The sequence below is a fragment of the Hydrogenophaga sp. FW305-3-2-15-A-LB1 genome (genome assembly GCF_058787875.1).
Genome location: NZ_JBYTAE010000050.1, coordinates 1 through 21,351, shown reverse-complemented (window position 1 = coordinate 21,351; position 21,351 = coordinate 1). Strand labels below are relative to the sequence as shown.

The 21,351-nt window shown below is 65.7% G+C and carries 21 protein-coding genes; 18 read left to right on the top strand and 3 right to left on the bottom strand.

The genetic code is table 11. From position 1 onward, the window contains the following. The first annotated feature begins 52 nt into the window (after positions 1 to 52). The 9 genes from AC3WPZ_RS16235 to dnaB all read left to right on the top strand — a co-directional run bounded on the left by AC3WPZ_RS16235 (position 53) and on the right by dnaB (position 8,076). Positions 53 to 325, top strand: coding sequence for a DUF4212 domain-containing protein (locus tag AC3WPZ_RS16235; RefSeq protein ID WP_382320408.1), 273 nt, complete (start codon positions 53 to 55; stop codon positions 323 to 325). Continuing rightward, on the top strand, positions 318 to 2,381 hold the full coding sequence (locus AC3WPZ_RS16230) for a VC_2705 family sodium/solute symporter (protein ID WP_444686835.1): 2,064 nt from the start codon (positions 318 to 320) through the stop codon (positions 2,379 to 2,381). Before AC3WPZ_RS16235 ends, AC3WPZ_RS16230 begins: the two co-directional genes overlap by 8 nt. Before the next feature lie 126 nt (positions 2,382 to 2,507). Further along, positions 2,508 to 4,190 (top strand): MFS transporter, encoded by a 1,683-nt coding sequence (locus AC3WPZ_RS16225; protein ID WP_444686834.1) that lies wholly within the window; start codon positions 2,508 to 2,510, stop codon positions 4,188 to 4,190. Between the two features lie 211 nt (positions 4,191 to 4,401). Continuing rightward, complete coding sequence (locus tag AC3WPZ_RS16220) at positions 4,402 to 4,875, top strand: hypothetical protein (protein WP_444686833.1); 474 nt, start codon at positions 4,402 to 4,404, stop codon at positions 4,873 to 4,875. 130 nt (positions 4,876 to 5,005) lie between these two features. Then, complete coding sequence (gene rpsF, locus AC3WPZ_RS16215) at positions 5,006 to 5,392, top strand: 30S ribosomal protein S6 (RefSeq protein WP_291111398.1); 387 nt, start codon at positions 5,006 to 5,008, stop codon at positions 5,390 to 5,392. A 39-nt stretch (positions 5,393 to 5,431) separates the two neighbouring features. Further along, positions 5,432 to 5,704, top strand: coding sequence for a primosomal replication protein N (gene priB / locus AC3WPZ_RS16210; protein WP_382320404.1), 273 nt, complete (start codon positions 5,432 to 5,434; stop codon positions 5,702 to 5,704). A gap of 11 nt (positions 5,705 to 5,715) precedes the next feature. Next, a complete protein-coding gene (gene rpsR / locus AC3WPZ_RS16205) occupies positions 5,716 to 5,997 on the top strand; it encodes a 30S ribosomal protein S18 (protein WP_068166407.1) in 282 nt (93 codons plus the stop codon). A gap of 13 nt (positions 5,998 to 6,010) precedes the next feature. Continuing rightward, positions 6,011 to 6,463 (top strand): 50S ribosomal protein L9, encoded by a 453-nt coding sequence (rplI, locus tag AC3WPZ_RS16200; protein WP_382156962.1) that lies wholly within the window; start codon positions 6,011 to 6,013, stop codon positions 6,461 to 6,463. A 173-nt stretch (positions 6,464 to 6,636) separates the two neighbouring features. After that, positions 6,637 to 8,076, top strand: a complete 1,440-nt coding sequence (gene dnaB, locus AC3WPZ_RS16195; RefSeq protein ID WP_291111389.1) for a replicative DNA helicase — start codon at positions 6,637 to 6,639, stop codon at positions 8,074 to 8,076. Positions 8,077 to 8,142: 66 nt separating this feature from the next. Here dnaB and AC3WPZ_RS16190 read toward each other — a convergent pair whose 3' ends face one another. The 3 genes from AC3WPZ_RS16190 to AC3WPZ_RS16180 form a co-directional block, all read right to left on the bottom strand. Next, the gene (locus AC3WPZ_RS16190) at positions 8,143 to 9,891 is read right to left on the bottom strand and encodes a PhoH family protein (protein ID WP_444686832.1); all 1,749 of its coding nucleotides are present in this window, start codon (positions 9,889 to 9,891) and stop codon (positions 8,143 to 8,145) included. Between the two features lie 194 nt (positions 9,892 to 10,085). Further along, a complete protein-coding gene (locus tag AC3WPZ_RS16185) occupies positions 10,086 to 10,562 on the bottom strand; it encodes a peroxiredoxin (RefSeq protein ID WP_291111385.1) in 477 nt (158 codons plus the stop codon). A gap of 171 nt (positions 10,563 to 10,733) precedes the next feature. Further along, positions 10,734 to 11,114 carry an Mth938-like domain-containing protein gene (locus AC3WPZ_RS16180; protein ID WP_382320402.1) on the bottom strand — a complete coding sequence of 127 codons (381 nt, stop codon included), beginning with the start codon at positions 11,112 to 11,114 and terminating at the stop codon, positions 10,734 to 10,736. A 138-nt stretch (positions 11,115 to 11,252) separates the two neighbouring features. On the opposite strand from AC3WPZ_RS16180, the gene AC3WPZ_RS16175 reads away from it, so the two are divergent. The 9 genes from AC3WPZ_RS16175 to clpB all read left to right on the top strand — a co-directional run bounded on the left by AC3WPZ_RS16175 (position 11,253) and on the right by clpB (position 21,300). After that, on the top strand, positions 11,253 to 12,479 hold the full coding sequence (locus tag AC3WPZ_RS16175) for a pyridoxal phosphate-dependent aminotransferase (RefSeq protein WP_382156968.1): 1,227 nt from the start codon (positions 11,253 to 11,255) through the stop codon (positions 12,477 to 12,479). Between the two features lie 27 nt (positions 12,480 to 12,506). Then, positions 12,507 to 13,829, top strand: a complete 1,323-nt coding sequence (locus AC3WPZ_RS16170) for a homoserine dehydrogenase (RefSeq protein WP_382320398.1) — start codon at positions 12,507 to 12,509, stop codon at positions 13,827 to 13,829. Further along, complete coding sequence (gene thrC, locus AC3WPZ_RS16165; RefSeq protein ID WP_492440546.1) at positions 13,829 to 15,271, top strand: threonine synthase; 1,443 nt, start codon at positions 13,829 to 13,831, stop codon at positions 15,269 to 15,271. The genes AC3WPZ_RS16170 and thrC overlap by 1 nt, the downstream gene beginning before the upstream one ends. Then, complete coding sequence (gene mobB, locus AC3WPZ_RS16160) at positions 15,268 to 15,810, top strand: molybdopterin-guanine dinucleotide biosynthesis protein B (RefSeq protein WP_382320395.1); 543 nt, start codon at positions 15,268 to 15,270, stop codon at positions 15,808 to 15,810. Before thrC ends, mobB begins: the two co-directional genes overlap by 4 nt. Continuing rightward, complete coding sequence (locus AC3WPZ_RS16155) at positions 15,807 to 17,099, top strand: molybdopterin molybdotransferase MoeA (protein WP_382320393.1); 1,293 nt, start codon at positions 15,807 to 15,809, stop codon at positions 17,097 to 17,099. The genes mobB and AC3WPZ_RS16155 overlap by 4 nt, the downstream gene beginning before the upstream one ends. Further along, positions 17,096 to 17,347 (top strand): MoaD/ThiS family protein, encoded by a 252-nt coding sequence (locus AC3WPZ_RS16150; protein WP_382156978.1) that lies wholly within the window; start codon positions 17,096 to 17,098, stop codon positions 17,345 to 17,347. The genes AC3WPZ_RS16155 and AC3WPZ_RS16150 overlap by 4 nt, the downstream gene beginning before the upstream one ends. A 1-nt stretch (position 17,348) precedes the next feature. Beyond that, on the top strand, positions 17,349 to 17,822 hold the full coding sequence (locus AC3WPZ_RS16145; protein WP_382320391.1) for a molybdenum cofactor biosynthesis protein MoaE: 474 nt from the start codon (positions 17,349 to 17,351) through the stop codon (positions 17,820 to 17,822). A gap of 1 nt (position 17,823) precedes the next feature. Further along, positions 17,824 to 18,582, top strand: coding sequence for a GNAT family N-acetyltransferase (locus AC3WPZ_RS16140; protein ID WP_492440544.1), 759 nt, complete (start codon positions 17,824 to 17,826; stop codon positions 18,580 to 18,582). Positions 18,583 to 18,681: 99 nt separating this feature from the next. After that, positions 18,682 to 21,300 carry an ATP-dependent chaperone ClpB gene (gene clpB / locus AC3WPZ_RS16135; RefSeq protein ID WP_382156984.1) on the top strand — a complete coding sequence of 873 codons (2,619 nt, stop codon included), beginning with the start codon at positions 18,682 to 18,684 and terminating at the stop codon, positions 21,298 to 21,300. Positions 21,301 to 21,351 lie beyond the last annotated feature (51 nt).

Here is a 21,351-nt window from a genome sequence, read left to right as displayed (position 1 = left end):
CTGCGAGCAAATACCTAGGCGGCGCGAGCCGCCCGGGTGCGATGATCCGGTGATGTCCGAGCGCCCCACGACCGACGAACACGACCGCCGCGCCCTGGCGCTCAAGGCGGTGCTGTTGTCGGTCATGGTGCTGGCCTCGTTCGGGGTCTGCTTCTTCGCGCGTGAGCTGAGCGTCGTCGTCATGGGCTGGCCGTTGCACTTCTGGATGGCGGCCCAGGGCGCGGTCCTGGTGTTCATCGTCATCGTGGTGGTCTATGCCAGCGTCATGAGCCGTCTGGAAGCCGAGGAGGCGCGCGGCGAGGCGAGCGAGGCCAGTGATGCCTGACAGCCCGGCCTACGCGGCCTACAAGCGCCGGCTGCACCGCATCCTGGCGTTCTACATCCTCGCCCTGATCGCTTTCCTGCTGCTGATGGCCTGGGCCGAGCAGAGCGGCCTGTCCCGGCGCTGGCTGGGCCCCATCTTCCTGTTCTCCACGGTGATGATGTACGGCGGCATCGGCATCTATGGTCGCACCGCCGACCCCGAGGAGTACTACGTGGCCGGGCGGCGCATTCCGCCGGTCTACAACGGCATGGCCGCCGCCGCCGACTGGATGAGCGCGGCCTCCTTCATCAGCCTGGCGGGTGGGCTCTACCTGCAGGGCTTCGGGGGCACCGAAACGCAGGCCGGCGGGCTGGCCTATGTGCTGGGCTGGACGGGTGGCTTCTGCCTCGTGGCACTGCTCATCGCGCCCCATCTGCGCAAGCTCAACCTGTACACGGTGCCGGACTATTTCAAGGAACGGTTCGGTGGGCGCTGGCCCCGGCGCATCGCGGCGTTTTCGGCCGTGCTGTGCTCCTTCACCTACGTGGTCGCGCAGATCTACGGCATTGGCCTGGTGGCCTCGCGGCTGACCGGTGTGCAGTTCGAGATCGGGATCATGCTGGGCCTGGGTGGGGTGGTGCTGTGCTCGTTCCTGGGCGGCATGCGGGCCATCACCTGGACCCAGGTGGCGCAGTACATCATCCTGCTGCTGGCCTTCCTCATCCCTGTGTCCTGGCTGGCCTACAAGCAGCTAGGCAACCCGCTGGCGCCCCTGGTGTACGGCGAGCAACTCGAGAAGATCGCCCAGCTCGAGCACGATCTGATGGCCTCGCCGGCCGAGAAGCAGGTGCAGGACGAGTTCGCACGGCGTGCTCGCGAGTACGCCGTGTGGCTGCAGGACGTGGAGGGCACGCTCAAGCGCGAGCGCGCCGCCAAGCAGGAGCGTGTCCGCGCGCTCAAGTCCCAGAACGCCGGCATGGAGCTGGTGGTCGCGGCCACGCGCGAACTGGCGGCCTTGCCCCATGACGTGGCGACGGCGCGGGAACGGTGGACGCGCGCCATGCAGGAAAGCGAGGAGCGGTCCCGGCCGCTGGGTGGGCTCATGCCGCACAGCCAGGCCTTCGCGGGCGATCCGGACGGCACGCCGGCCGAGCGCGAGACCTTCCAGTCCTCGCGCGCGAACTTCCTGGCCCTCATGTTCTGCCTGATGGTGGGCACGGCGGGGCTGCCGCATTTGCTCACGCGCTACTACACCACGCCATCGGTGGCGACCGCGCGTTCCTCGGTGGCGTGGTCGCTGTTCTTCATCACCCTGCTGTACCTGAGCGCGCCCGCGCTGGCGGTGCTGGTGAAGTACGAGGTGATGCAGAACGTGGTGGGCAGCAGTTTCGATGCCTTGCCGCCCTGGATCGCGCAGTGGTCGCGCATGGACGGTTCGCTGGTCTCGGTGAGCGACATCAATGGCGACGGCATCCTGCAGTTCAGCGAACTCCGCCTTGGCGCCGACGTGATCATGCTGGCCACCCCCGAGCTCGGTGGCATGCCCTATGTGGTCTCGGGCCTGGTGGCCGCCGGGGGGCTCGCGGCCGCGCTGTCGACCGCCGATGGCCTGCTGCTGACGATCAGCAATTCGCTGGTGCGCGACACCTACTGCCACGAGGTCAAACGCATCGTCACGCCCGAGCAGCGCGTGATCCTCTCCAAGTTCGCCTTGCTCAGTGTGGCCACGGTGGCGGCCTTCGTCGCGGCGCTCAAGCCCGCCGAAATCCTGCCCCTGGTGGCGTCCTCGTTCTCGCTGGCCGCCTCCGCCTTCGTGCCCGCCATGATCATGGGCATCTTCTGGTCCCGCACCACGGGCCCGGCCGCGGTGGCCGGCATGTTGATCGGCCTGGGCACCACGGTGCTCTACATGATGATCAACGCCCCCTCCGTGCGCGCCTTTTTCGCCATGCCTGCGGGGCAAGACCTCTGGTTCGGCATCCAACCTCTGTCGGCGGGGGTCTTCGGTGTGCCGGTGGGCTTTGTGGTGATCGGTCTTCTGAGCTTGTTGCAGCGCCGCAAGGGCGCCAGCGCTTAGGGGTTTACACCAGTTCCGAGGGTGCTGGCGTGCCCAGGACACCCTCTGTCAGTTTCTTGTCAGACGCTCCTAAAACACTGCGATGGCATCTTGTGCCAGCCATCTAACTTAGGAGACTTCAACATCATGGCAACTTCGACGGCCAGTGCTTCTGCACCGATGACCAAGGAGGAGAGAAAGGTGATCTTCGCCTCTTCTCTAGGGACGGTTTTCGAGTGGTATGACTTCTATCTCTACGGCTCGCTCGCGGCCATCATCGCGCGCCAGTTCTTCTCCGGCCTGGATCCAACATCCGCCTACATCTTCGCCTTGCTGGCCTTCGCGGCGGGCTTCCTGGTGCGGCCGTTCGGTGCGATCTTCTTCGGCCGACTGGGCGACATGATCGGGCGCAAATACACCTTCCTGGTGACCATCCTGATCATGGGCGCGTCCACGTTTATCGTGGGTCTGCTGCCCAGCTACGCGTCCATCGGCCTGGCCGCTCCCGTCATCCTGATCATCCTGCGCATGCTGCAAGGCCTGGCGCTGGGTGGTGAGTACGGCGGTGCCGCGACCTATGTGGCCGAACACGCGCCGCACGGCAAACGGGGCGCCTACACGGCATGGATCCAGACCACGGCCACGCTGGGTCTGTTCCTATCGCTGCTGGTGATCCTGGGCGTGCGCACCGCGATGGGCGACAAGGAGTTCGGCGAATGGGGCTGGCGCATTCCGTTCCTGGTGTCCATCCTGCTGCTGGGCATTTCGGTCTGGATCCGCTTGAGCCTCAATGAGTCGCCGGCGTTCCAGAAGATGAAGTCCGAAGGCAAGACCTCCAAGGCGCCGCTGACCGAGTCCTTCGGCCAATGGAAGAACCTGAAGGTCGTGATCCTGGCGCTGCTTGGCCTGACCGCCGGCCAGGCCGTGGTCTGGTACACGGGGCAGTTCTATGCGCTGTTCTTCCTGACCACGATCGCCAAGGTGGACGCCACAACCGCCAACCTGATGATCGCCGCCTCGCTGTTGATCGGTACGCCGTTCTTCATCTTCTTCGGCACGCTGTCCGACAAGATCGGCCGCAAGCCCATCATCATGGGCGGCTGCCTGATCGCTGCGCTGACCTACTTCACCGTCTTCCCGATGTTGCTCAACTACGCCAACCCGGCGCTGGTGGCGGCTCAACAGGCGAACAAGGTCACCGTGACGGCCGATCTGAAGGAGTGCTCGTTCCAGGGCAGCCCGATTGCACGCGACATCGATTTCCGTACCTCGTGCGACATCGCCAAGCGCGCACTCACGCAGGCGTACATCCCGTACACCAGCGTGCAGGGTCCGGCCGGTGCACCCGCGACGGTGACGCTGGGCGACAAGGTGCTGAACTCGCCGGTGGGCGTGCTCAACGAGAAGCGCGATGCCTTTGCGGCTGACAGCGCGAAGGCCATTGGTGACTTCCGCAAGGCACTGACCGACACCGCCAAGGCCGAAGGCCTGACCACCCCTGCGGATCCCGCCAAGATGAACAAGGGCATGGTCCTGCTGATCCTGGTGTTCCTCGTGATCCTGGTGACCATGGTGTACGGCCCGATCGCCGCGATGCTGGTCGAGATGTTCCCCACGCGCATCCGCTACACGTCGATGAGCCTGCCGTACCACATCGGCAACGGCTGGTTTGGCGGCTTGCTGCCCACCACGGCCTTCGCCATGGTGGCCGCCACCGGCGACATCTTCTACGGTCTCTGGTACCCGGTGATCGTGGCGGCCGGCACGTTCATCATCGGCATGATCTTCATCCGCGAGACCAAGGACGTGGACATCTACGCCAAGGACTGAGGTTGAGCAGGGTCGCGCCCGCCCGCGGGCGGGTGCGACTTTCTTCACAGAGCCCGCCCCGTGCGGGCTTTTTCATGGGCGCTCCGGTATGGATAAACCCCAATTCAAATGCCGCCAGTCGCATGTAAAGCTCGTTTCATCCAACTTCCGCGTTGAGTCATCCCGGTGACCGGTACAAACCACCCCCGGTGGAGCTTCCTCGAGAGAACCCATGAGCATTGTGAAAACCGAAACCGGCCTGCAGGTCATGAAAGACCGATCGGTGCCGCTGACGCCGCGACAACGGTCGGTCTTCATCCTCGTGGATGGCCGGCGTTCCATGGCGGAGCTGCTGGCGGCATCGGCCGCCATGGGGGTGTCCCAGGAAGACGTCGAGCACCTGTTCGCGCTCGGATTGATCACCGATTCGGCACCCAAGCCCTCGGCCGCGGAGCAGGCGGTGGCCGCGGCCCACGACGAAGTGCTCAAGGAGCACAACTCGCGCAGTTCGGTGCAGCGCTATCAGGATGCCTATCCCATCGCCACCCGGCTCACCGCCAGCCTGGGCTTGAGGGGGTTTCGCCTGAATCTGGCGGTGGAGGCCGCCGGCAACTACGAGCAACTGCTCGAGCTGGCTCCCAGGATCCGCGAGGCCGTGGGTCCCGAGAAGTTCGTGCCCCTGGACAAGGCGCTGAACAACCGCTGAAGCAGCTGGGGTACCGAAAAGCCGCGATTTGCTATAATCGTGAGCTTTTCGCCTTGCCACACCGCTTCCAGACGCGGCGGGTGGCTGAATCCCGCCGTGGCTCCCCACGGCTCATCCTCAAGGAGTGTCTATGCGTCACTATGAAATCGTTTTGCTGATCCATCCGGACCAAAGCGAACAGGTTCCGGCCATGCTGGAGCGTTACAAGGGCATGATCACCACCGGTGGTGGCAAGATCCACCGTGTTGAAGACTGGGGCCGCCGCCAGATGGCTTACCAGATCAACAAGCTGTCCAAGGCCCACTACCTGTGCGTCAACATCGAGGCCGATCAGGCCGTGATGTCCGAACTGGAACACGCGTTCAAGTTCAACGACGCCGTGCTGCGCCACCTCACCGTGCTGCGCAAGAAGGCCGACACCGGTCCGTCGGCCATGATGAAGTCGGTCGAGCGCGAAGAAGCCCGCAAGCTTCAACAGCCGGCCACGCACCAGTCGCAGGAGCAGGCCGCCGCCTAAGTCTGTGGCGCCAATCGTCATCGGGTGAACCGTCTTCAATTGTCCGCCGTGGTGGTGCAGGTGCAGAGCCTGCGTTACACACCGGCAGGCATCCCGGCCGTCAACCTCGTGCTTGAACACGAGTCCCAGGTCGTCGAGATGGACACCCCCAGACAGGTGAAATTGCAGCTGAGGGCCGTGGCCTTCGGTGCCCAGGCCGAAATCCTCTCCCGACAGGGCCTGGATGCGGCTTGTGAGTTTCACGGTTTCATGACGAATGCGCGCAATGGCAAAGGCGTGGTGTTCCACATCCAAGATTTCAGCAAAACATAGGAAGGCCCATCATGGCTGCACCCAAACGTTTCAACAAAGACAAGCGCCCGAAGCGCAACACCCAGTCGCTGCTCTTCAAGCGCAAGCGCTTCTGCCGCTTCACCGTGGCCAACGTCGAAGAAGTCGACTACAAGGACGTGGACGTCCTGCGTGACTTCATCGCCGAAAACGGCAAGATCATTCCCGCGCGCCTGACCGGCACCCGTGCGTTCTACCAACGCCAGGTCAACACCGCCATCAAGCGCGCGCGCTTCCTGGCCATGCTGCCCTACAGCGACCAGCACCGCGTCTGAAAGAGAGCCTGACATGCAAATCATCCTGCTCGACAAAGTGATCAACCTCGGCGCCCTCGGCGATGTGGTCAAGGTCAAAGAGGGCTATGCCCGCAACTTCCTGATCCCCACCGGCCGTGCCCGCCGTGCCACCCAGAGCGCCATCGCTGAATTCGAAGCCCGCCGTGCGGAACTCGAAAAGGTGGCGGCGGCCAAGCTGGCCGAAGCCCAGGCCCTGGGCGAGAAGCTCGCTGCCGTGACGGTCAAGCTGTCGCAAAAGGCCGGCGTGGACGGCCGCCTGTTCGGCTCCGTGACCAACCACGACGTGTCCGAAGAGCTGAACAAGCAAGGCTTCGCTGTGGCCAAGTCGCAAGTGCGCATGCCCAACGGCCCCCTCAAGAACGTGGGCGACTACACCGTCAGCGTCAACCTGCACACCGACGTGACGGTCGACGTCAACGTCTCGGTGCTCGGCGAAACCGCCTGAGTTCCGCGCAGCGTTCTGCAAAAAGCCGCTGCCTTCGGGCAGCGGCTTTTTTTTGCGCGGCGCGGGCGGGTTATCCCGCCTTCTGCACGCGATTCACACCGGATTTCCACAGGGTTGTCCACCCCTGATCCATCCCCTGGGGCGTACCATCGCTCTTTAGCTGCGATACCTCCATGTCCACTGCCTTTTCCAGTCCCTTCCCCGACTTTGATGCGGGCTTTGAAGACCCTGTGGGTGATCGTCAGGTCGCCCAGTTGCGCGTGCCCCCGCATTCCATCGAAGCCGAATCCAGTGTGCTGGGCGGCCTGCTGCTCGACAACGGCGCGTGGGACCGTGTGGCCGACCTGATCAACGACTCCGATTTCTATCGGCACGAGCACCGGCTGACCTATTCTGCGATCGCGACCCTGGTCAACGGGAGCAAGCCTGCCGACGTGGTGACGGTGTTCGAGCACTTGCAGAACCTGGGCAAGGCCGAAGAGGCGGGTGGGTTGGCGTACCTCAACTCGCTCGCGCAGTACGTGCCGAGTGCGGCGAACATCCGCCGCTATGCCGAGATCGTGCGCGAGCGCGCGATCCTGCGCAAACTCGTGACCGCCAGTGATGAGATCGCGACCGCCGCCTTCAATCCGCAAGGACGGCCGGTCGCCAAGATCCTGGACGAGGCCGAGCAGAAGGTCTTCAAGATCGGCGAGGAAGGCTCCCGGATGAAGGAGGGCTTCCAGAGCATGGACAAGCTCGTGGTGGACCTCCTGGACCGTGTGCAGGAGATGGCCGACAACCCGGCGGACGTGACGGGTGTTCCCACCGGGTTCATCGATCTGGACCGCATGACCTCGGGCCTGCAGGCGGGTGACCTCGTGGTGCTGGCGGCGCGTCCCTCCATGGGCAAGACCGCGTTCGCGATCAACATCGCCGAGCACGTGGCCCTGAACGAAGGGCTGCCTGTGGCCGTGTTCTCCATGGAAATGGGCGCATCGCAGCTGGCGGTGCGTGTGGTCGGCTCCATCGGCCGGATCAACCAGGGGCATCTGCGCACCGGCAAGCTCACCGACGACGAGTGGCCCCGCCTGACGGAGGCGATCGAAAAGCTGCGCACCGTGTCGCTGCACATCGACGAGACGCCGGGTCTCACGCCCAGCGAGCTGCGCGCCAATGCCCGCCGATTGGCCAGGCAGTGCGGCAAGCTGGGTCTGATCGTGGTCGACTACCTGCAGCTCATGAGTGGCTCCGGCGCGTCCGGGGGCGACAACCGCGCCACCGAGCTGGGCGAAATCTCGCGGGGGTTGAAGATGTTGGCCAAGGAGCTGCAATGCCCGGTGATCGCGCTCTCCCAGCTCAACCGGTCGGTCGAGCAGCGCACCGACAAGCGCCCCATGATGTCGGACTTGCGTGAGTCCGGTGCCATCGAGCAGGATGCGGACATCATCATGTTCATCTACCGCGACGAGTACTACAACCGCGAGAACTGCAAGGAGCCGGGTGTGGCCGAGATCATCATAGGCAAGCAGCGCAACGGCCCCACCGGCGTGGTGAAGCTGGCCTTCCTGAACATGCTCACCCGTTTCGAAAGCCTGGCAGGCGGTGGCATGGGCGGTGGCAGCGATTACTGACGACAGGTGACGCGCATGAAAAAACCCGGCCAAGGCCGGGTTTTTTCATGGCGAAAAGCCTTCAGGTCAGAGCACTTCGCTGGCGAAATCGGCCAGGCGCGAACGCTCGCCGCGCGCCAGCGTGATGTGTCCGCCATGCGGCCAGCCCTTGAAACGATCGACCGCGTAGGTCAGGCCCGACGAACCCTCGGTCAGGTAGGGCGTGTCGATCTGTGCGAGGTTGCCCATGCAGATGATCTTCGTGCCCGGGCCGGCGCGGGTGATCAGCGTCTTCATCTGCTTGGGCGTCAGGTTCTGCGCCTCGTCGATGATCACGTAGCGGTTCATGAAGGTGCGGCCGCGCATGAAGTTCATGCTCTTGACCTTGATGCGGCTGCGGATGAGCTCATTGGTGGCAGCGCGCCCCCACTCGCCGGCATTGCCGCCATCGCCCTTGGCCAGGAACTCGAGGTTGTCGTCGAGCGCACCCATCCAGGGGCCCATCTTTTCCTCTTCGGTGCCCGGCAGGAAGCCGATGTCCTCACCCACGCTCACGGTGGCGCGCGTCATGATGATCTCGGTGTAGCGGCGGTCGTCAAGCACCTGGGTCAGGCCGCTGGCCAGCGCCATCAGCGTCTTGCCCGTGCCCGCGGTGCCGGCCAGCGTGACGAAGTCAATCTCCGGATCCATCAGCAGGTTGAGCGCGAAGTTCTGCTCGCGGTTGCGGCTGGTCACACCCCATACCGCATTTTTCAAATGGGTGTAGTCCTTCAGCGTCTTGAGCACCGCGGTCTTGTCGCGGATTTCGGTCACACGGGCGTACAGCGAGGGCTCGCCGGGCGCCTCGAAATACACGAACTGGTTGATGTAGAACTGGCCCACGGCAGGGCCGCTCACGCGGTAGAACGTGTGGCTGCCGCTCTGCCAGCTCTCGATGGTCTTGCTCTGGCGCGTCCAGAAGTCCTGGGGCAGGGCCAGGGCGCCGGCGTAGAGCAGTTCCCCGTCGTCCAGGGTCTTGTCGTTCTGGTAGTCCTCGGCGGCCAGGCCCAGCGCGCGCGCTTTCACTCGCATGTTGATGTCTTTCGACACCAGGATGACTTCGCGTTGCGGATGCCGTTCGCGCAGGGCATGCACCACGCCCAGGATCTGGTTGTCGGCCTTGCCCTGGGGCAGGCTGGAAGGCAGGGCGTTGTCCAGCGGCTCGGTCTGGAAAAACAGCAGGCCACGGGCCGACTGATGGCCGGTGGCCGAGAGCTTGAGGCCCTTGGCCATGTCGCCACCTTGCTGGGCCACCAGGGCGTCGAGCGTGCGGCTGGTCTGGCGGCCGTTGCGGGCCACCTCGGTCATGCCCTTTTTGTGGCCATCGAGTTCTTCGAGCACGATCATGGGCAGGAAGATGTCGTGTTCCTCGAAGCGGAACAGGCTCATGGGATCGTGCAGCAGGACGTTGGTGTCCAGCACGAACAGCCGCGCCGGCCCGTTGCCGGCCTTGCCTGCGGTGCGCCGGCGGTTGCTGGCCACCGGTGCCACGGGGGCCCGGGGTTCGGCGGGCGCCTCGGGGACGGGCTGGCGCACCTCGGGGGCTTTGGCCACCACCGGCGCGGGCGGGCGCACGGGTGCCTTCGGCACTTCGGCACGTGCAACGGCAGCTGTCGTCGAGGGTTTTCGACCCCGCCCATTGCCCTTCGGCGCCGAGCCCGCCGGGGTGGCGGGTGCAACCGGTGCGGACGGTTCCAGAACAGGGTTCAAGTCCAGTGGCTCTTCGGCGGCTCGAAGGGAGTAGGCGTCGGGGGCTAGCAGGGCTGCGCGTTTGGAGGGTGCGGGAGGCAGTGGCATGGAGGACTTGTGGTGTCAGCGCGGGGCCGGAAAACAAAAAGCCGCCGGGAAAACCGGGCGGCTTTGAGAGCTGCGGAGCTTGTCGAAAGAGGGTGGGGCTGAAAAGCTTCCCGTTGTCATGAATTCATTATGCACGAGTCGTGTGACCCGGAAATCCCTGCATCAGCGTGGTCCCACTCCCTCGATTCAGGGGGTCAGGGCGCCTTCTTGAGCGCCTTGACCGCCTTGAGCACGTCTTCCACGTGACCAGGCACTTTCAGGCCGCGCCATTCCTGCTTGAGCACGCCATCCGGGCCGATCAGGAAGGTGCTGCGCTCAATGCCCTTGACCTTCTTGCCGTACATGATCTTGTTCTTCACCACACCGAACATGTGGCACATCTTCTCTTCGGTGTCCGCGATCAGCTCGAAGGGCAGTTCGAGCTTGGTCTTGAAGTCGTCGTGCGACTTCATGTTGTCGCGCGACACGCCGAACACCTGCGCGCCGGCCTTGACGAAATCCTTGTATTTGTCGCGGAACTGCATGGCCTCGGTCGTGCAACCGGGGGTGTTGTCCTTGGGGTAAAAATACAGAACGATGGTCTGGCCAAGGTGGGTCTGGTTGCTGACCTTCACGCCACCGGTGGCCTGCGATTCAAATTCGGGAATGGGTTTGTTGACAACGACTGCCATACTGCGTGGACCCCTGACGTAAGTTGGTGGTGATTCGTTGGCTTCCCGGGTGCTTCACGGCATGCCCTGCACTGGACATGCAAAAGGGGGCCGTGGCAGGAAACAATCCGCTATTTTACCCTGATTGCGCCATTCCGTCACGGTTTGGCTGGAGAGGGGAACGAGGGCGTTTCAGGTTTCGATCAAAAGCGCCGCCACGACGCGGCGGCCTTCGCCAGCCAGGATGTTGTAGGTGCGGCAGGCCGCGGCGGTGTCCATGGTTTCCACGCCGATGCGGCGCTCCATCAAACCCTGCAGCAGCGCGGGCCGCACGAAGCGCAACCGGGAGCCACTGCCGAACACCACCAGTTCAGGTGCTTCGGGCATGACGCTGGCCAACTGCTCGAAGTGCGTGGCGGTGAGGTCTTCGAAGCGCTGGCATTCCCAGGGAATCAGCTGGCCCCCCGAGGCGAGCACAAGGCTGCCGGCATGGCGCTGGCCGTTCACGGCGATCCACCCCTCGCCGTAGGAGGTGATGGACTGTGTGTCCAGCTTGTCGGCGTGAAGTTTCATGGGAAGGCAGTGGATCAGAAGGGCTGGGGATCTGTGGTCAAATTGCAGGTTTTCCCTGCTGAAGAGACCGAATATAACGCCCGGTGCACCTCGGCGGGGCATGTTGGTCGTGACCCCACAACCCCCTCCGGAGGGCCTTTGAAAAGCATCCAGAAATCCGCCAAGCTTGCCAACGTCTGCTACGACATCCGCGGGCCCATCATGGACGCGGCGCGTCAGATGGAAGAGGAAGGCCACAAGATCATCAAGCTCAACATCGGCAACCTGGCGGTGTTCGGCTTCGATGCGCCGGAGGAGATTCAACAGGACATGATCCGCAACCTGCCGAACTCGGCGGGTTACTCCGACAGCAAGGGCATTTTCGCGGCGCGCAAGGCGGTGATGCACGAAACGCAGAAGCAGGGCATCAAAGGCGTGGCCCTGGAAGACATCTACCTCGGCAACGGCGCGAGCGAGCTCATCGTGATGGCGACCAACGCGCTGCTGGACAACGGCGACGAGCTGCTGCTGCCGGCACCGGACTACCCGCTGTGGACGGCCGCGGCCAGTCTGTCGGGCGGCACGCCGGTGCACTACATGTGCGAAGAGTCCAACGGCTGGATGCCGGACATCGACGACATCCGCCGCAAGATCACGCCAGCGACCAAGGGCATCGTGGTGATCAACCCGAACAACCCCACGGGTGCGCTGTACTCCGACGATCTGCTCAAGGCCATCGTGGAACTCGCGCGCGAGCACGGGCTGGTGATCTTCGCCGACGAGGTGTACGACAAGGTGCTGTACGACGGTGCCAAACACACGGCCATCGCCAGCCTGTCGGACGACGTGCTCACGCTGACCTTCAATTCACTGTCCAAGAGCTACCGGTCGTGCGGCTACCGCGCGGGCTGGCTCGTGGTCTCGGGCAACAAGAAGCCCGCCAAGGACTACATCGAGGGCCTGAACATGCTCTCGAACATGCGCCTGTGCGCCAACGTGCCGGGCCAGTGGGCGATCCAGACCGCGCTGGGCGGGTACCAGAGCATCAACGACCTCGTGTGCGAAGGCGGTCGCCTGCGCCGCCAGCGCGACCTCGCCTACGAACTCATCACCGCCATTCCGGGCGTGAGCTGCGTCAAGCCCTCTGCCGCGCTCTATATGTTCCCCAAGCTCGACCCGAAGATGTACCCGGTCGAGGACGATCAGCAGATGTTCCTGGAACTGCTGCAGGAAACGCGCGTGATGCTGGTGCAGGGCACCGGGTTCAACTACCCGGACAACCAGCATTTTCGCATCGTGTTCCTGCCGCACGAGGACGACCTGCGCGAGGCCATCCACCGCGTGGCCAAGTTTTTCGAGGGCTGGCGAAAACGCCACGGTACCTGATTTTTCCGTTTCCCAACCATGACCGACATGAAACCGATCCAAGTAGGCCTCCTGGGCATAGGCACCGTAGGCAGTGGCACGTTCAACGTGCTTCAGCGCAACCAGGAGGAGATTCGCCGGCGCGCCGGTCGTGGCATTGAAATCACCATGGTGGCCGACCTGGACGTGGCCCGCGCGCAGTCCATCGTGGGTCCGGACGTGAAGGTCGTGAACGACGCGCGCGCCGTGATCGCCAACCCCGAGATCGACATCGTGATCGAGCTCATCGGCGGCTACGGCATCGCCAAGGCCCTGGTGATGGAAGCCATCGCCGCTGGCAAGCACGTGGTCACCGCGAACAAGGCCCTGCTGGCCGTGCATGGCACCGAGATCTTCGCGGCCGCTTCGGCCAAGGGCGTGATGGTGGCCTTCGAGGCGGCCGTGGCCGGTGGCATTCCCATCATCAAGGCGCTGCGCGAAGGCCTCACCGCCAACAGCATCCAGTGGATCGCCGGCATCATCAACGGCACGACCAACTTCATCCTTTCCGAGATGCGCGACAAGGGCCTGGACTTCGCCGTCGTGCTCCAGGAGGCGCAGCGCCTGGGTTACGCCGAGGCCGACCCGACCTTCGACATCGAAGGCGTGGACGCGGCGCACAAGGTCACGCTCATGAGCGCGATCGCCTTCGGCATTCCCGTGCAGTTCGACAAGGCCTATGTGGAAGGCATCACCCAGCTGGGCGCCACCGACATCAAGTACGCCGAACAGCTCGGCTACCGCATCAAGCTGCTGGGCATCACCAAGCGCACGGCGCAAGGCATCGAGCTGCGTGTGCACCCGAGCCTGGTGCCGAGCAAACGCCTGATCGCCAACGTGGAAGGCGCGATGAACGCCGTGGTGGTCAACGGCGACGCCGTGGGCACCACGCTCTACTACGGCAAGGGCGCGGGCAGCGAGCCCACCGCCAGCGCCGTCATCGCCGACCTGGTGGACATCACCCGCCTGCACACGGCCGACCCGCACCACCGCGTGCCGCACCTGGCCTTCCAGCCCGACGCCTTGAGCGATCTCACCGTGCTGCCCATGAGCGAGGTGGTGACGAGCTACTACCTGCGCCTGCGCGTGGCCGACCAGGCCGGCGTGCTGGCCAAGGTCACCGGTTTGCTGGCCGGCGCCGGCATCAGCATCGACGCGGTGCTGCAGCGCGAGGCCGACGAGGTGAGCGGCGAAGGTGGCACCTCCACCGACCTCATCATCCTCACGCACGACACGCGCGAGGGCACCATGAACGACGCCCTGGCGCAACTGCAGACGCTGCCCACCGTGCTGGCGCCCATCGTGCGCATCCGCAAGGAAGAGCTCAACTGATGCGTTACCTCTCGACCCGCGGCCATGCCGACCGCAAGCGCTTCTGTGAAATCCTGCTGGAAGGCCTGGCGCCCGACGGCGGCCTCTACCTGCCCGAGCGTTACCCGCAGGTCGATGTCATTGCGCTGCAGCGCCTGCGCGAGTCGTTCAACGGCGGCCGGCCCGGGGGCTACGCCGCGCTGGCGTTCGAGATCCTGTCGCTCTACATCGACGACATCCCCGCCGCCGACCTGCGCGCGCTGTGCGAGAAGACCTACACCGAGGCGGTCTTCGGCACGCCGCAGATCGTGCCGCTGAAGAAGCTCGAAGACGGCTTCTACCTCGAAGCCTTGTCCAACGGCCCCACGCTGGCCTTCAAGGACATGGCGATGCAGTTGCTCGGCAACCTGTTCGAGTACGAGCTGGCGCGCCGCGGTGAAGAACTCAACATCCTGGGCGCGACCTCCGGCGACACCGGCAGCGCGGCCGAGTACGCCATGCGCGGCAAGCACGGCGTGCGCGTGTTCATGCTCAGCCCGCACGGGCGCATGAGCCCGTTCCAGCAGGCGCAGATGTTCAGCCTGATGGACGAGAACATTCACAACATCGCGATCGAAGGCGTGTTCGACGATTGCCAGGACATCGTCAAGGACGTCAGCAACGACCTCGCGTTCAAGCGCGCCCACAAGATCGGCACCGTCAACTCGATCAACTGGGCCCGCCTGCTGGCCCAGGTGGTCTACTACTTCGCTGGCTATTTCCAGGCCACCACGAAGGACACCGAGCAGGTCTCGTTCACCGTGCCCAGCGGCAACTTCGGCAACGTGTGCGCGGGCCATGTGGCGCGCCAGATGGGCTTGCCGATCCGCACGCTGGTGGTCGCCACCAACGAAAACGACGTGCTCGACGAGTTCTTCCGCACCGGCGTGTACCGCGTGCGCGGCAGCGCCGACACGCACGAGACCTCTAGCCCGTCGATGGATATTTCCAAGGCCAGCAACTTCGAGCGCTTCGTGTTCGACCTGCTCGGGCGCGACGGCGATCGCGTCAAGGCCTTCTTCGGTGAAGGCCTGTCGCGCGAGGGCCGCTTCGACCTGAGCACCGACCCGGTGTTCGCCGAGGCCGCGAGCCACTATGGTTTTCGCAGCGGCAAGAGCACGCATGCCAACCGGCTCGACACGATTCGCGACGTGTACCAGCGCCACCGCCTGATGATCGACACCCACACCGCCGACGGTGTGAAGGTGGCGCGCGAACACCGTGAAGCCGGCACCCCCATGGTGGTGCTGGAGACCGCGTTGCCCATCAAGTTCGCCGAAACCATTGTCGAAGCCCTGGGCCGCCAGCCCGATCGCCCGGCGCAGTTCCAGGGCATCGAAGACCTGCCCAAGCGGGTGAAGGTCATGCCGGCCCGCACCGCCGACGTGCAGGCCTTCATCGCCGAGCACTGCGCCCGCGCATGAAGGTGGTCGGATTCGCGGGCTACTCCGGATCCGGCAAGACCACGCTGGTCGAACAACTGATTCCCGCGCTGCAGCTGCGCGGGCAGCGCGTCTCGGTGGTCAAGCACGCCCACCATGACTTCGATATTGACCACCCGGGCAAGGACACCTGGCGCCACCGCGAGGCCGGCGCCTTCGAGGTGCTGGCCGCCTCGCCCCGGCGGCTGGTGATCATGCGCGAGCTGCAGGATCGCGTGGAGCACTCGGTGCACAGCCTCATCGCCGAGCTGCACCCCGCGGTGGACTGGGTGCTGGTCGAGGGTTTCAAGGACAGCGACCTCGCCAAGGTCGAGGTCTGGCGCCAGGCCCATGGCAAGCCGGTGCGTTACCCCGCCGACGATCGCATCGTTGCCGTCGTGACCGACAGCCCGCAGGCCTTGCCCGCACCCACCCCACGCACGGTGCTGGATTTGAACCACCCCGATGACGTGGCGCTCTGGTTGCTCGACAATGCAGACCGCTTCGCCTACCAGGCCCATCCGCCTTCCACGACGCCATGAACGCCTCCCAACCTCCCGCACGCGCACCGCTGATGTCGCTGGCCGACGCCATGACCGACCTGCTGGGCCGTGTCGAGGCGCTGAGCGCGACCGAGACCGTCGCCACGTTCGACGCCGACCGCCGCGTGCTCGCGCAAGACCTGGTCTCGGCCCTGCAGGTGCCGCCGAACGACAACTCGTCCATGGACGGCTACGCGGTGCGCGTGGCCGATGTGACCGAGCCGGGCCAGGTGCTGCGCGTGAGTCAGCGCATCGCCGCCGGCCACGCGGGCCAGCCTCTGGAGCCGGGCACCTGCGCGCGCATCTTCACCGGCGCACCCATGCCCGCCGGGGCCGATGCCGTGGTGATGCAGGAAGACACCATCGAGGTGGGGGGTGACATCCACGCCGTGCACATCCAGGCGGTGCCCGAGGCGGGCCAATGGGTGCGCCGCGCGGGCGAAGACGTGACGCGCGGCGCCGTGGTGCTCGCCCGGGGCGAGCAGCTCTCGCCCGCGAGCCTGGGCCTGGCCGCGAGCCTGGGTCTGGCACACCTGCTGGTGAACGCGCGGCCGCGCGTGGCGCTGTTCTCCACCGGCGACGAACTCGTGATGCCGGGCGAGGTGCCGCCCGAAGCCATGAAACCTGGCGCGATCTACAACTCCAACCGGTTCTTCCTGCGCACGCTGCTCCAGCGCATGGGCTGCGAGGTGAGCGACCTCGGCATCGTGCCCGACCGGCGCGAGGCCACGCTGGCCGCGCTCAAGACCGCCGCCGACCACCACGACCTGATCCTCACCAGCGGCGGCGTGTCGGTGGGCGAGGAAGACCACATCAAACCCTCGGTGCAACAGCTCGGCAGCTTGGACCTGTGGCAGATCGGCATGAAGCCGGGCAAGCCCTTCGCGTACGGCACGGTGCGGCGCGATGGTGGCGCGGGTGCGGCGGCGGGCGTTGCCTGCCATTTCATCGGCCTGCCGGGCAACCCGGTGTCCAGCTTCGTCACCTTCCTGCTGCTGGTGCGGCCCTTCCTGCTCAAGCTGCAAGGTGTGCCCGCGAACCGCTTCCAGGCGCTGCCGCCGGCCACCACGCTGCCCGCTCATTTCACCGTGGCGCGGGCCGACAAGCGCCGCGAGTTCCTGCGCGTTCGCCGCAACGCCGCGGGCGGGCTGGACCTGTTCCCCAACCAGAGTTCGGGTGTGCTCACCTCCGCCGTCTGGGGCGATGGCCTGGTCGACAACCCGGCCGGTACCACCATCGCCCACGGCGACCCCGTGTCCTACATCTCCTTTGCGGACCTGCTCGCATGAAAGTTCAGTTGCGCTACTTCGCCGCCATCCGCGAGGCCCTGGGCATGGGCAGCGAAGCGGTGGACACCCAGGCCACCACGCTCTCGGCCTTGCGCGCCGAGCTCGTGGCGCGCGGGGGCGCGTACGCGGACGTGCTGGCGCCGGGCCGGGCGGTGCGCGTGGCCCTGAACCAGGCCATGAGCGAGGAGTCCGCCCCACTCACCGAGGGCGCCGAGGTCGGGTTCTTTCCTCCCGTCACGGGTGGTTGAAATGGCGCCCCGCGTCCGCATCCAGACGGAAGACTTCGACCTCAGCACCGAGGTCGCTCAACTGCGCCTGCAGGACGCGCGCGTGGGCGCCGTCTGCAGCTTCATCGGCACCGTGCGGGACCGCAACGACGGCCAGAGCGTGAGCACGATGGAGCTGGAGCACTACCCAGGCATGACCGAAAAATCGATCGAGGCCATGATCGATGAGGCCTTCCAGCGTTTCGATCTGTACGGCGCGCGCGTGATCCACCGCGTGGGCCTGCTGCAGCCGCTGGACCAGATCGTGCTGGTGACCGTGACCTCCGCGCACCGGGGCGAAAGCTTCCAGGCCTGCGAGTTCCTCATGGACTACCTCAAGACCCAGGCGCCGTTCTGGAAGAAGGAACAGACGCCCGAGGGCGCGCGCTGGGTCGACGCCCGCGTGAGCGACGACGCGGCGCTCGCGCGCTGGGGCATCGAGGCGCGCAACGGTTGACATGACCCGCGCCGCCGACATCGAAGCCATCGAACGCGCCACGCTGCAGGCGGTGGCGCCGGCGGTGGTGGAAGCGCTGCCCGGCTGGTTGTTGCCCATGGACAGCGGCACCGTGGGCCGCGCGCGCAGCGCCGTGCCCCTGCACCATGCAGCGCCCGACCTTGGCTTGCTGGCCTCGATCCTGGCGCGGTACGAGGCCCGTGGCTTCACCCCCGCGCTCCGCCTGCCGGACCTGCCCGCGTTCGAGCCCTTCCAGCAGGCCTTGCGGCAGCAGGGTTTCGTGCGCCGGCAACCCACGCTGACGCAGACCGCCCCGATCGAGGCGCTGCTGAACGCCGAGGCCGATCCGGCCGCTGTCCTGGCCGATGTGCCCGACGCGGCCTGGATGGCCATGTTCCTGGGCGAGGGCCTGGACCCGGTGGATGGGGCCAGCCGTGCCCGCTCGCTGAGCCGCGCCACGGGCACGCGGTATGCCAGCCTGCGCGAGAACGGCCACACGCTGGCCTGTGGCGCGGCCTCGTTCGGCCACGGCTGGCTGGGGGTGCACGGCATGCGCACCGCGGCCGCGCAGCGCGGCCGCGGCCTGGCTGGGCGCTTGCTGCGCGCGATGGCGCAGGAGGCCGCGCAACGCGGCATTCCGCAAGCCTTCCTGCAGGTCGACGCCAGCAACGCACCGGCGCTCGCGCTCTACCAGAGGCTGGGCTTTTCCACGGCCTGGGCTTACGCTTACTGGCGACGGCCCGACCCTGCGTCGGTTTGATCGGCGTCAACCCGGGTGGCGGCAGCGGGTGCCGCGCCTTGAAAACCCGGGGATCAGCGCCATGTGTGATGCAGTTCTGAATTCACGGAGAGCCTTTTCATGCGTCTCGACAAACTCACCACCAAGTTCCAGGAAGCCCTCGGCGAAGCGCAAACCCTGGCCCTGGGCGCCGACAACGCCTACATCGAACCCGCCCACCTGTTGCTGGCCTTGCTGCGCCAGGCCGACGGCCCGCAGTCGCTGTTGCAGCGCGCGGGCGTGAACGTGCCGGGCCTGGCCAAGGCCGCGGAAGCGGCGGTCAAGCGCCTGCCCGAAGTGCAGGGGCAGGACCAGGTGCAGGTCGGCCCCGAGCTGGCCAAGCTGCTGCAGGCCACCGAAAAGGAGGCAATCAAGCGCGGTGACCAGTTCATCGCCAGCGAGCTCTTCCTGCTCGCCGTGGCCGACAGCAAAGGCGAACTCGCCCGCATCGCCAATGAAAACGGCCTGAACCGCAAGAGCCTGGAAGCGGCCATCACCGCCGTGCGCGGCGGGCAGAAGATGGACAGCCCCGAGGCCGAAGGCCAGCGCGAAGCCCTCAAGAAATACACGCTGGACCTCACCGAGCGCGCCCGCCTGGGCAAGCTCGACCCGGTGATCGGCCGCGACGACGAGATCCGCCGCGCCATCCAGGTGCTGCAGCGCCGCACCAAGAACAACCCCGTGCTCATCGGCGAACCCGGCGTGGGCAAGACCGCCATCGTCGAAGGCCTGGCGCAGCGCATCGTGGCCGGTGAAGTGCCCGACTCGCTCAAGGGCAAGCGCGTGCTGAGCCTGGACATGGCCGCGCTGCTGGCCGGCGCCAAGTTCCGCGGCGAGTTCGAGGAGCGCCTCAAGACCGTGCTCAACGAACTGGCCAAGGACGAGGGCCAGACCATCGTCTTCATCGACGAGCTGCACACCATGGTGGGCGCGGGCAAGGCCGAAGGCGCGATGGACGCGGGCAACATGCTCAAGCCGGCCCTGGCGCGCGGCGAACTGCATTGCGTGGGCGCCACCACGCTTGATGAATACCGCAAATACATCGAGAAGGACGCCGCGCTGGAGCGCCGCTTCCAGAAGATCCTCGTGGGCGAGCCCAGCGTGGAGGCGACCATCGCCATCCTGCGCGGCCTGCAGGAGAAGTACGAAGTGCACCACGGCGTGCAGATCACCGACCCGGCCATCGTGGCCGCGGCCGAACTCAGCCACCGCTACATCACCGACCGTTTCCTGCCCGACAAGGCGATCGACCTGATCGATGAGGCCGCGTCCAAGATCAAGATCGAACTCGACTCCAAGCCCGAGGTGATGGACCGGCTCGACCGCCGCCTGATCCAGCTGCAGATCGAGCGCGAAGCCGTGCGCCGCGAGAAGGACGAGGCCTCGCAGAAGCGCTTTGGCCTGATCGAGGAAGAGATCGCGCGGCTGGAAAAAGAGATCTCCGACTACGACGAGATCTGGAAGGCCGAGAAGGCCGCCGCGCTCGGCTCCAAGGACGTGATGGAAGAGATGGATCGCATCCGCTCGCAGATCAAGACCTTCACCGACAAGGGCGATTTCAACAAGGTCGCCGAGCTGCAGTACGGCAAGCTGCCCGAGCTGGAAAAGCGCCTGAAGGACGCGCAGGCCGTCGAGTCGGGCAAGGCGCTGAACAAGGACGGCAAGGGTCGCCCACAGCTGCTGCGCACGCAGGTCGGCGCCGAAGAGATCGCCGAGGTCGTGGCGCGCGCCACCGGCATTCCGGTGTCCAAGCTCATGCAGGGCGAGCGCGACAAGCTGTTGCTGATGGAAGGCAAGCTGCACGAGCGCGTGGTCGGCCAGGACGAGGCCATCGGTGCCGTCGCCAACGCCATCCGCCGTTCGCGCTCGGGCCTGTCCGACCCGAACCGCCCGACCGGCTCCTTCCTGTTCCTCGGCCCCACGGGCGTGGGCAAGACCGAGCTGTGCAAGGCGCTGGCCGGTTTCCTGTTCGACAGCGAAGACCACCTCATCCGCATCGACATGAGCGAGTTCATGGAGAAGCACTCGGTCGCGCGCCTGATCGGCGCGCCACCCGGCTACGTGGGTTACGAGGAGGGCGGTTACCTCACCGAAGCTGTGCGCCGCAAGCCTTACAGCGTGGTGCTGCTCGACGAGGTCGAGAAGGCCCACCCCGACGTGTTCAACGTGCTGCTGCAGGTGCTCGACGACGGCCGCCTGACCGATGGCCAGGGCCGCACCGTGGACTTCAAGAACACCGTGATCGTCATGACGAGCAACATCGGCTCGCACATGATCCAGGCCATGGTCGGCGCGCCGTACGACGAGGTGAAGGAAGCGGTCTGGGACGAACTCAAGAACCACTTCCGGCCCGAGTTCCTCAACCGCATCGACGAGACGGTGGTGTTCCATGCGCTCGACGCGAAGCACATCGAATCGATCGCCGCGATCCAGCTCAAGGTGCTCGAAGCGCGCCTGGCCAGGATGGACCTGCACCTGGATGTCTCGCCGGCGGCCCTGGCCGAGCTGGCCAAGGTCGGCTTCGATCCGGTCTTCGGCGCGCGCCCGCTCAAGCGCGCGATCCAGCAGCGCATCGAGAACCCGCTCTCGAAGTTCCTGCTCGAAGGGCGCTACCCACCGAAGTCGTCCATTCCGGTGGACGTGGACCCGGTGCAGAACCCCGGCGTGTTCGAGTTCGGCGACGGCGTCGTGCAGGCCTGAGGCCGGGGGGCTCCTCCGTCCGTCGTGGATGGGGGAGGGGCTCTACCCTTG

Coding starts and splice junctions, on each gene's coding strand:
- AC3WPZ_RS16235 (WP_382320408.1), top strand. CDS start 53: ATGTCCGAGCGCCCCACGACCGACGAACACGACCGCCGCGCCCTGGCG.
- AC3WPZ_RS16230 (WP_444686835.1), top strand. CDS start 318: ATGCCTGACAGCCCGGCCTACGCGGCCTACAAGCGCCGGCTGCACCGC.
- AC3WPZ_RS16225 (WP_444686834.1), top strand. CDS start 2,508: ATGGCAACTTCGACGGCCAGTGCTTCTGCACCGATGACCAAGGAGGAG.
- AC3WPZ_RS16220 (WP_444686833.1), top strand. CDS start 4,402: ATGAGCATTGTGAAAACCGAAACCGGCCTGCAGGTCATGAAAGACCGA.
- rpsF (WP_291111398.1), top strand. CDS start 5,006: ATGCGTCACTATGAAATCGTTTTGCTGATCCATCCGGACCAAAGCGAA.
- rpsR (WP_068166407.1), top strand. CDS start 5,716: ATGGCTGCACCCAAACGTTTCAACAAAGACAAGCGCCCGAAGCGCAAC.
- rplI (WP_382156962.1), top strand. CDS start 6,011: ATGCAAATCATCCTGCTCGACAAAGTGATCAACCTCGGCGCCCTCGGC.
- dnaB (WP_291111389.1), top strand. CDS start 6,637: ATGTCCACTGCCTTTTCCAGTCCCTTCCCCGACTTTGATGCGGGCTTT.
- AC3WPZ_RS16190 (WP_444686832.1), bottom strand. CDS start 9,891: ATGCCACTGCCTCCCGCACCCTCCAAACGCGCAGCCCTGCTAGCCCCC.
- AC3WPZ_RS16185 (WP_291111385.1), bottom strand. CDS start 10,562: ATGGCAGTCGTTGTCAACAAACCCATTCCCGAATTTGAATCGCAGGCC.
- AC3WPZ_RS16180 (WP_382320402.1), bottom strand. CDS start 11,114: ATGAAACTTCACGCCGACAAGCTGGACACACAGTCCATCACCTCCTAC.
- AC3WPZ_RS16170 (WP_382320398.1), top strand. CDS start 12,507: ATGAAACCGATCCAAGTAGGCCTCCTGGGCATAGGCACCGTAGGCAGT.
- thrC (WP_492440546.1), top strand. CDS start 13,829: ATGCGTTACCTCTCGACCCGCGGCCATGCCGACCGCAAGCGCTTCTGT.
- mobB (WP_382320395.1), top strand. CDS start 15,268: ATGAAGGTGGTCGGATTCGCGGGCTACTCCGGATCCGGCAAGACCACG.
- AC3WPZ_RS16155 (WP_382320393.1), top strand. CDS start 15,807: ATGAACGCCTCCCAACCTCCCGCACGCGCACCGCTGATGTCGCTGGCC.
- AC3WPZ_RS16150 (WP_382156978.1), top strand. CDS start 17,096: ATGAAAGTTCAGTTGCGCTACTTCGCCGCCATCCGCGAGGCCCTGGGC.
- AC3WPZ_RS16145 (WP_382320391.1), top strand. CDS start 17,349: ATGGCGCCCCGCGTCCGCATCCAGACGGAAGACTTCGACCTCAGCACC.
- AC3WPZ_RS16140 (WP_492440544.1), top strand. CDS start 17,824: ATGACCCGCGCCGCCGACATCGAAGCCATCGAACGCGCCACGCTGCAG.
- clpB (WP_382156984.1), top strand. CDS start 18,682: ATGCGTCTCGACAAACTCACCACCAAGTTCCAGGAAGCCCTCGGCGAA.